Source organism: Rhodovulum viride, from assembly GCF_003265965.1.
GTDB lineage: Bacteria > Pseudomonadota > Alphaproteobacteria > Rhodobacterales > Rhodobacteraceae > Rhodovulum > Rhodovulum kholense.
In genome coordinates, this window is record NZ_MUAV01000271.1 from 1 (window position 1) to 252 (window position 252).

Genomic DNA, 252 nt, shown 5'->3' on the forward strand with positions numbered 1-252 from the left:
ATGCCCATGCCGCCGCCGCCCGCTTCGGGGTGACGCCGCAGGCGGTCTGGAAGGCTTTGGCCGATGGCGATCCCGACCGGATCGGGCGGCCCCAGCGCCGCCCCGGCCGCGACCCGCGCCCCGTCGAGATCGGGGGCCTGCACTTTGCCTCGCAACGCAAGGCCAGCCGGGCGCTGGGGTTTTCGGACGATTATCTTTCCCATGCCCTGACCCGGGGCGGCCGCGCCGCCCGGGAACGCATTCTGGCCGCGG

General features: G+C 74.6%; 1 protein-coding gene. It reads left to right on the forward strand.

Annotation, left to right across the window (positions count from 1 at the left end):
- Window positions 1–252 (forward strand): hypothetical protein (locus BYZ73_RS23390; protein ID WP_181498199.1); only part of this gene is annotated, 252 nt, incomplete at both ends.